At 51.0% G+C, this 6,667-nt stretch carries 6 protein-coding genes and 1 pseudogene; 4 read left to right on the plus strand and 3 right to left on the minus strand.

Features of this window, described 5'->3' with window-relative positions:
• The first annotated feature begins 106 nt into the window (after window positions 1-106).
• Window positions 107-529: a translesion error-prone DNA polymerase V autoproteolytic subunit gene (gene umuD, locus V3W49_RS22255; RefSeq protein ID WP_500148142.1), complete on the plus strand. Its 423-nt coding sequence runs from the start codon at window positions 107-109 to the stop codon at window positions 527-529.
• The gene (locus V3W49_RS22260) at window positions 529-1,803 is read left to right on the plus strand and encodes a Y-family DNA polymerase (RefSeq protein ID WP_500148137.1); all 1,275 of its coding nucleotides are present in this window, start codon (window positions 529-531) and stop codon (window positions 1,801-1,803) included. The genes umuD and V3W49_RS22260 overlap by 1 nt, the downstream gene beginning before the upstream one ends.
• 81 nt (window positions 1,804-1,884) lie before the next feature.
• Here the strand turns inward: V3W49_RS22260 and V3W49_RS22265 are convergent, their stop codons facing one another.
• Window positions 1,885-2,859, minus strand: a complete 975-nt coding sequence (locus V3W49_RS22265; protein ID WP_500148138.1) for a ParB family protein — start codon at window positions 2,857-2,859, stop codon at window positions 1,885-1,887.
• Complete coding sequence (locus tag V3W49_RS22270) at window positions 2,859-4,064, minus strand: AAA family ATPase (RefSeq protein WP_000427674.1); 1,206 nt, start codon at window positions 4,062-4,064, stop codon at window positions 2,859-2,861. Before V3W49_RS22270 ends, V3W49_RS22265 begins: the two co-directional genes overlap by 1 nt.
• Window positions 4,065-4,409: 345 nt before the next feature.
• Between V3W49_RS22270 and V3W49_RS22275 the strand changes: the two genes are divergently transcribed.
• Window positions 4,410-5,030 (plus strand): recombinase family protein, encoded by a 621-nt coding sequence (locus V3W49_RS22275; protein ID WP_500148140.1) that lies wholly within the window; start codon window positions 4,410-4,412, stop codon window positions 5,028-5,030.
• 107 nt (window positions 5,031-5,137) lie between these two features.
• Window positions 5,138-6,102: pseudogene (locus V3W49_RS22280) on the plus strand (Rpn family recombination-promoting nuclease/putative transposase).
• Here V3W49_RS22280 and V3W49_RS22285 read toward each other — a convergent pair.
• Window positions 6,099-6,395 carry a hypothetical protein gene (locus V3W49_RS22285; RefSeq protein ID WP_500148141.1) on the minus strand — a complete coding sequence of 99 codons (297 nt, stop codon included), beginning with the start codon at window positions 6,393-6,395 and terminating at the stop codon, window positions 6,099-6,101. The pseudogene V3W49_RS22280 and the gene V3W49_RS22285 overlap by 4 nt on opposite strands.
• Between the last annotated feature and the right edge of the window lie 272 nt (window positions 6,396-6,667).

Raw genomic sequence — 6,667 nt, forward strand, 5'->3', positions numbered from 1 at the left:
AACTGGGGGTGATGTTCCACTACGGAAAGCTGAATATGGCGTTCTGAGCCTTCCCACCATGATCGGGGAAGACCCATATAAAAACAGGTATTTTAAGAGGTATGCCATGATCCTTTTTGTCACTCCCGCATCTGAGCCAGCACTGTCAACCGCACCACTTTTCACAGAGCGCTGTCCGGCAGGTTTTCCGTCACCGGCCGCAGACTATAAAGAAGACGAACTGGATCTGAATGCCTACTGTATCCGTCGCCCCAACGCGACCTATTTTGTCCGGGCCATTGGCGACTCGATGAAAGATATGGGCCTGCACTCCGGTGATTTAATGGTTGTCGACAAAGCTGAAAAACCCATGCAGGGGGATATTGTTATCGCGGAAACAGATGGCGAGTTCACCGTTAAACGCCTGCAGCTTAAACCCCGAATAGCCCTGCTGCCGATGAATCCCGCCTACCCTACCCTCTACCCGGAGGAACTGCAGATATTCGGCGTGGTGATGGCATTCATACATAAAACGCGGGGTACTAACTGATGTTTGCGCTCGCTGATGTGAATTCTTTCTATGCGAGCTGTGAAAAGGTGTTTCGTCCTGACCTGCGTAACAGGCCTGTTGTGGTTCTCAGTAACAACGATGGTTGCGTCATCGCGCGCAGTGCCGAAGCGAAACGGCTGGGTATTAAAATGGGCGTCCCCTGGTTCCAGCTGAAGGCAACTGAATTCCCGGAGCCAGTCATCACGTTCTCGAGCAATTACGAGCTCTATGCGTCTATGTCGAACAGGGTTATGTCTCATCTCGAGGAGCTGGCGCCACGCGTGGAGCAGTACAGCATCGACGAGATGTTTCTGGACATTCGCGGTATAGACCGCTGCATTAATTTTGAGGACTTCGGCCAGCAGCTGCGCGAGCACGTGCGCTCCGGTACCGGGCTGACAATCGGCGTCGGAATGGGGCCGACAAAAACGCTGGCTAAAAGCGCGCAATGGGCGTCGAAAGAGTGGCCACAGTTCGGTGGAGTGCTTGCCCTGACGTCACATAATCCGAAGCGAACGGAGAAACTGCTCTCACTGCAGCCGGTGGAAGAAATCTGGGGAGTAGGTCGCAGGATCTCAAAGACGCTTAATTCGATGGGCATCACTACGGCACTGCAGCTGGCGCGCGCGAACCCTGTATTTATCAGGAAAAATTTCAACGTTGTGCTGGAGAGAACCGTCTGGGAACTCAACGGAGAAAGCTGTATTTCTCTTGAAGAAGCCCCTCCGCCGAAACAGCAGATTGTCTGCAGCAGGTCCTTTGGGGAGCGTGTCACGACATATGAAGCTATGCGCCAGGCCGTCTGTCAGTACGCTGAGCGTGCAGCTGAAAAGCTGCGCGGCGAGCGGCAGTTCTGCAGGCATATTGCTGTATTTGTGAAAACGTCACCATTCACGGTGAACGAACCGTATTACGGGAATGTGGCCAGTGAGAAGTTGATGACTCCCACGCAGGATACCAGGGACATCATAGCCGCAGCAGTGAAAGCACTGGATCGGATCTGGGTGAATGGGCATCGATATGCAAAAGCGGGTTGCATGCTCAATGATTTCACTCCTGCCGGGGTTTCGCAGCTGAACCTATTTGACGATACTCAGCCCCGAAGCAACAGCAATCAGCTGATGAAAGTCGTGGACGGTATTAACCATTCGGGCAAGGGGAAAATATGGTTCGCCGGTCGGGGGATTGCCCCCGAGTGGCGGATGAAAAGGGAACTACTTTCGCCAGCTTATACGACACGCTGGGCAGATATTCCTGCAGCGAAATTGACTTGAAATTGTGGCGATTTCACCTTGAAATTCTTAACATAAATAACTTAATTACAATAAGTTAGATATGAAATCGCCGTGGCGAAATTATTGACTCAAATTTCTATCAAGGACCTCGTTGATAGCTTTGTCCAGTTCATCCTGAACCACTTTTGACATACGGCTAAACTCATAAGTCAGCGTACGCCCTTTCACACGCTTGCGCGCGAACTTGTCCTTTTCTTCAAAGGTCCAGAGTGCGGAAATTACTGACTTTTCCTTAGGAGGCGGAGCTATCAATGCCTGAGAGGCCTGAGAAATCAATTTCAGTATACTGGCTTTCTGTTCGTCTTCTGGTTGCTCGTAGTCACTCAAAATTGCATCATGCTGATCTGAGACAGACTGAATGAGCCCTTCAGACGTTAAGCCCTTTTCACTGAGTTTTTCATTAACCTCTAACAGAATTTTATAGTCACTAAACGACAGCTCAGACTGAACCGGGAACAGAGAAATCAATTCTTGCGGTACTGCTGCTGCCTGCAGTGCCCTGGTGACCTTAGCCTGGGATAACCCCTCCAGTTCAGCAATTTCCTTTTGATTGAATCCAGACTCTTTCAGAGCCATCAATCTTAAGCCGATCTCCCGAAGGTTATGCTCTTTAGCTGTCTGGATATCTTTAGCCAGCTGGCGAGCTTCATCAGCTGATAAAAGTTCATCGGTAACCATTACATCAAGGCCTGTACGAATATAAATCGCTGAGGCTCGCCGTCTTGAACCATCCAGTATCTCAATCCTTTCACCTTGCTGAATGCCAATACAGGGGAAGAACTGCTGAAACTTAATCGTCTGGATGATAGATTTCAGGGACTCCCTGGTCAGAGCAAGTTGATCTCTTCCGTTGGTTTCCTGGTTTACGAATGTCTTACTTTCAACGTCCGATGCAGGTACCCGAGCAAACCTGAACGTTATCTTCCTGCCGGTTTTTAGGGTAAATACCTGACTTCTTTGGGTGTCAGTCATCTCGACCATTGATGCCTGGGTATTTAACTGTCTGCCAATGGTTTTTCTTTTCTCATTCGACATCACATACCTCCGTTAGTACGAATGAACTCAATGCGATCAAATACGGCCTTCGCAAAGTCTTCCGCTGCTGATTTTGCGCTTTTAAGCGCCTCGGTGCTTCCATCATAGGTTGCTGGATTTGCGGAAATAACTGTGTCAAAAGTCTCCCCGCAGCGCTCGAAGCCATCCAGCCTCGGCAGAACCATGTCGAGCATATCGGCACCGAATACCTCTTTGGCCTGACTATGGCAAATTTTGTGATCAGACTTGTTCAGGATTTTGGACATAAAACCGACATTTCCGATGAGATTGCAGGTGTGTCCGTCCTGTTCTATCGAATCAATAAGCGCAGGAAGGCTGGCTACAAACTTCAGGGATGAATGAAAATCAACCGTTGCCGGTGGAAGAGGGGTCAACATCAGGTCTGCCGCTCCGATGCAGTTTTTCAGGAACGCATCGAGGTGAGGACCACTATCAAGGAAGATAAAGTCGTAGTCATACCGGAGCTTGTCGATAATGTTCTCTTTAAGCACTGCATGAATATTTTGCCCTGGCAGATGTTCCTCACACAATCCCTTCCAGCCTTCAGCAAGGAATGCATCGTCAATGGAAGCGGGAATAACATCAACGCCCGGGATAATTGACGGCACGATGAAATCGGACAGTAATTCTTCACGAGACACGTTCTGGAGCATGGCCTGAGCAGCCGTATTTTCAACCAGGCCCACTGAATTCTCATGGCTCAGGAACATTGTCAGAGATGCCTGCGGATCGAAATCGATGGCCAGAATACGCAGGTCTTCGAACAGAAGCTGAGGATGAGCCCGAAAAGCATGGGATAATGAAGCGGTAGAAACTGTCTTGGAACCGCCACCTTTAAGGTTACATACAAAAATAGTGAAGGCTTTATCGAAGCGATCTCTGTACTTGGGTACTTTACGATGGAAATACAGATCGATGACGTTCTGAATCGTCATCGCGTACTTCATCGTATTGCCGGAAGGTTTCTTTTTAAAAATGTAGCCACTGGCTTCCATTTCGGCCACAGCATACTCAACACTCCCTTTGCTGAGCTTAGGCAGCTTATATAGGGCGGCTTTGCTGTATTCCTGATAGAACTCGGTAAGCTTCAATTCCTCTTTTTGCTGGCGGATACTTTCGCTCAAGGAAGTTAGAAGTTTACCTGCACGTGTGGCGACTTTCCGTAACTGCTCAATATTTTCCATTTATCACCTCATGACGTTTTTTGTCATTTTGAACAAAAAGAATCATGTTGCAAGAAATAATTCATAATATTTTGATTTTGCTCTCACAGGAGGCACCGAAGATTAAATGGAGAAGAGGGCACTACGTCCACAATCATTTTGTTGACCCACAGCGCAAACCGTAAGTCTGTTCAAAACTCGTTTTGAGCAGGCGAGGGGTTGGACAAGCCCGTAGGGCGCGTCAGCATGCAACATTTGGGTATACCTCAGGTTCACCTATCTATAGTAGGTCAATCCGTATCATTGTGACCATATTAATGATACCATCAATAAAGAGACCACTTAAACGTAACCAGAAAGGTGAAAATGCTCATTTTTGGCTACCTGCGTGCATCCACTTCTGGACAGGATGCATCCCGCGCAAAAAATGCACTGAAACAATTCGCCCGTCAGCATGGCCAACGCATCGCCGGATGGTACGTGGACAATGCCTCTGGTACCACGATGACCCGTCCGGAACTGTTACGCTTGCTGGATGATGCAGAGCCGGGGGATGCCATCCTGATTGAGCAGGTAGACCGACTCTCCCGTCTGGACGACGCGGGGTGGGAAATACTGCGAAAGCAAATCACCGATAAGCAGCTGGCCATCGTCAGTCTGGACCTGCCCACCAGTCATCTGGCTCTGGCCAGCGTCGTCGGCGATGATTTCACCCGCAGCATGCTGAAGGCCGTCAACGGCATGCTGCTGGATATGTTGGCCGCCATTGCCAGAAAAGACTACGAGGACCGGCGGAGACGCCAGGCGGAAGGTATCAGTAAGGCGAAAGCCGAAGGAAAATACCGGGGCAGGGTAGCCGATGCGCAAAAACATGAGCTGATACGTACGCTGCGCCTGACTCACGGAAAATCACTGCGTGAAACTGCCCGCCTGGCTGGCGTATCAAAAATGACAGTTATCCGTGTCTGCAACAATGCTAAAGAGTAGGGGCCCGTACCGTCCCGGAACGGCCCCCGGTAAAACAGAAGGTACCAGGACCACTGCTCCGGTATAATACTGCCGGATGAGCACACTTAAACAAACGGAGACGCGGAATGTCAGGCAGAAAAGGAAAGGGCGGAAAGTCACCGGTTCCCCATGACGGGCTGTTCAAAACCTTCCTGACCCACACCGATACCGCCCGGGATTTTCTGGCCCTGCATCTGCCCGCAGAGCTGCTGCAGTTGTGCGACCTGACCACCCTGCAGCTGGAGTCAGGCTCCTTTATTGAGGAAAACCTGCGGACCTATTTTGCCGACGTGCTTTATTCCCTGAAAACCGCCGAGGGTGAGGGATACATTTATACTCTCATTGAGCACCAGAGCAGCCCGGACAGGCATATGGCGTTTAGACTCATGCGGTACTCCATTGCCGCCATGCAGAAACACCTGGACGCCGGTCATGAACAGCTGCCGTGGTTATTCCGCTGCTGTTTTCCCACGGTCGTGGCAGCCCCTGGCCCCACACGCTGAACTGGACGGAGCTGTTTGCCAGCCCGGAAACAGCGCGAAAACTGTATACCGGTGATTTTCCCCTCATCGATGTTGGCGCCATCGATGACGATGAAATAATGAAGCACCGCCGGATTGCCCTGCTGGAACTGATGCTCAAGCACGCACAAACCCGCGACCTGGCTGAGCTGACCGAACATCTGGTCACCCTGCTGATTGCGGGTTACACTACCGATGAGCAGCTGGTCACTTTGATGAACTGGATGCTGCAGACGGGAGACACGGCCAGACCCGAGGCATTCCTGCAGGAACTGGCCCGCCGGTCACCGCAACACGAGGAGATATTAATGACTATTGCACAACGACTGGAACAGAAGGCCCGTGAAGAAGGGCGCCAGGAAGGACGCATGGAGGGCATCCAGCTTGGCGAACAGCGCGGCATTGAGAAAGGTGAGCGCGAAGCGACCCTGAAAATAGCCCGCACGATGCTGCAAAGTGGCATCGACCGCAATACAGTGATGGGCATGACCGGTCTGACTGAAGACGACCTGGCACAGATCCGCCACTAATCCCCCTTTCCTGGCTCTCCAGTTGTCACGTTCTGCGCGGTGGCCAGTGACGCGACACGTTCACGCAGGTCATCAGAGAGAAAGACGCCCGCCCCGGCGGCAAACGCCGACGGTATCCTGACGCGCCGTGATACGGGCTTGTAGATTTCGCCGGTCTCTGGCCTGATTTTCAGGCCTGCCTTAAGCCAGCGGCTCAGCTCCTGGGGAAGGATATCCGGGTTGTCCTTCAGAAAACGCGCCCGGTTTCCGCGCGCTGTTCCGTACACGCTGTCAATGTAGTCGGTCAGCAGCATAACGATATCCACAGAAGTGTTTATAAACATAATCGTTTATATCACATACATTTTGAACTGGCGAGCAGTGCGCAGCCAGTCCACTGAATGGCGCGAAGCGGCATGGAGGCGCCAGCAGGTGGTAAACAGAATACTGATGGTGAGTGGCGCCGGGACCCGGCGTAGCCGGTTACTCTGTTGATAGGTTCCACCAATCTATTGTTGACAGACATCAGCACCAAAATCAGAATGTCACATAATCGAACGTATATGTGACAGGTGTAAAATGTTAA

The sequence above is a fragment of the Rosenbergiella sp. YN46 genome (assembly GCF_036620675.1).
GTDB lineage: Bacteria > Pseudomonadota > Gammaproteobacteria > Enterobacterales > Enterobacteriaceae > Jejubacter.

Excerpts from the sequence above, each read along its gene's own strand:
- V3W49_RS22260 (WP_500148137.1), top strand. The coding sequence starts at position 529 with ATGTTTGCGCTCGCTGATGTGAATTCTTTCTATGCGAGCTGTGAAAAG.
- V3W49_RS22270 (WP_000427674.1), bottom strand. The coding sequence starts at position 4,064 with ATGGAAAATATTGAGCAGTTACGGAAAGTCGCCACACGTGCAGGTAAA.
- V3W49_RS22285 (WP_500148141.1), bottom strand. The coding sequence starts at position 6,395 with ATGCTGCTGACCGACTACATTGACAGCGTGTACGGAACAGCGCGCGGA.
- umuD (WP_500148142.1), top strand. The coding sequence starts at position 107 with ATGATCCTTTTTGTCACTCCCGCATCTGAGCCAGCACTGTCAACCGCA.
- V3W49_RS22275 (WP_500148140.1), top strand. The coding sequence starts at position 4,410 with ATGCTCATTTTTGGCTACCTGCGTGCATCCACTTCTGGACAGGATGCA.
- V3W49_RS22265 (WP_500148138.1), bottom strand. The coding sequence starts at position 2,859 with ATGTCGAATGAGAAAAGAAAAACCATTGGCAGACAGTTAAATACCCAG.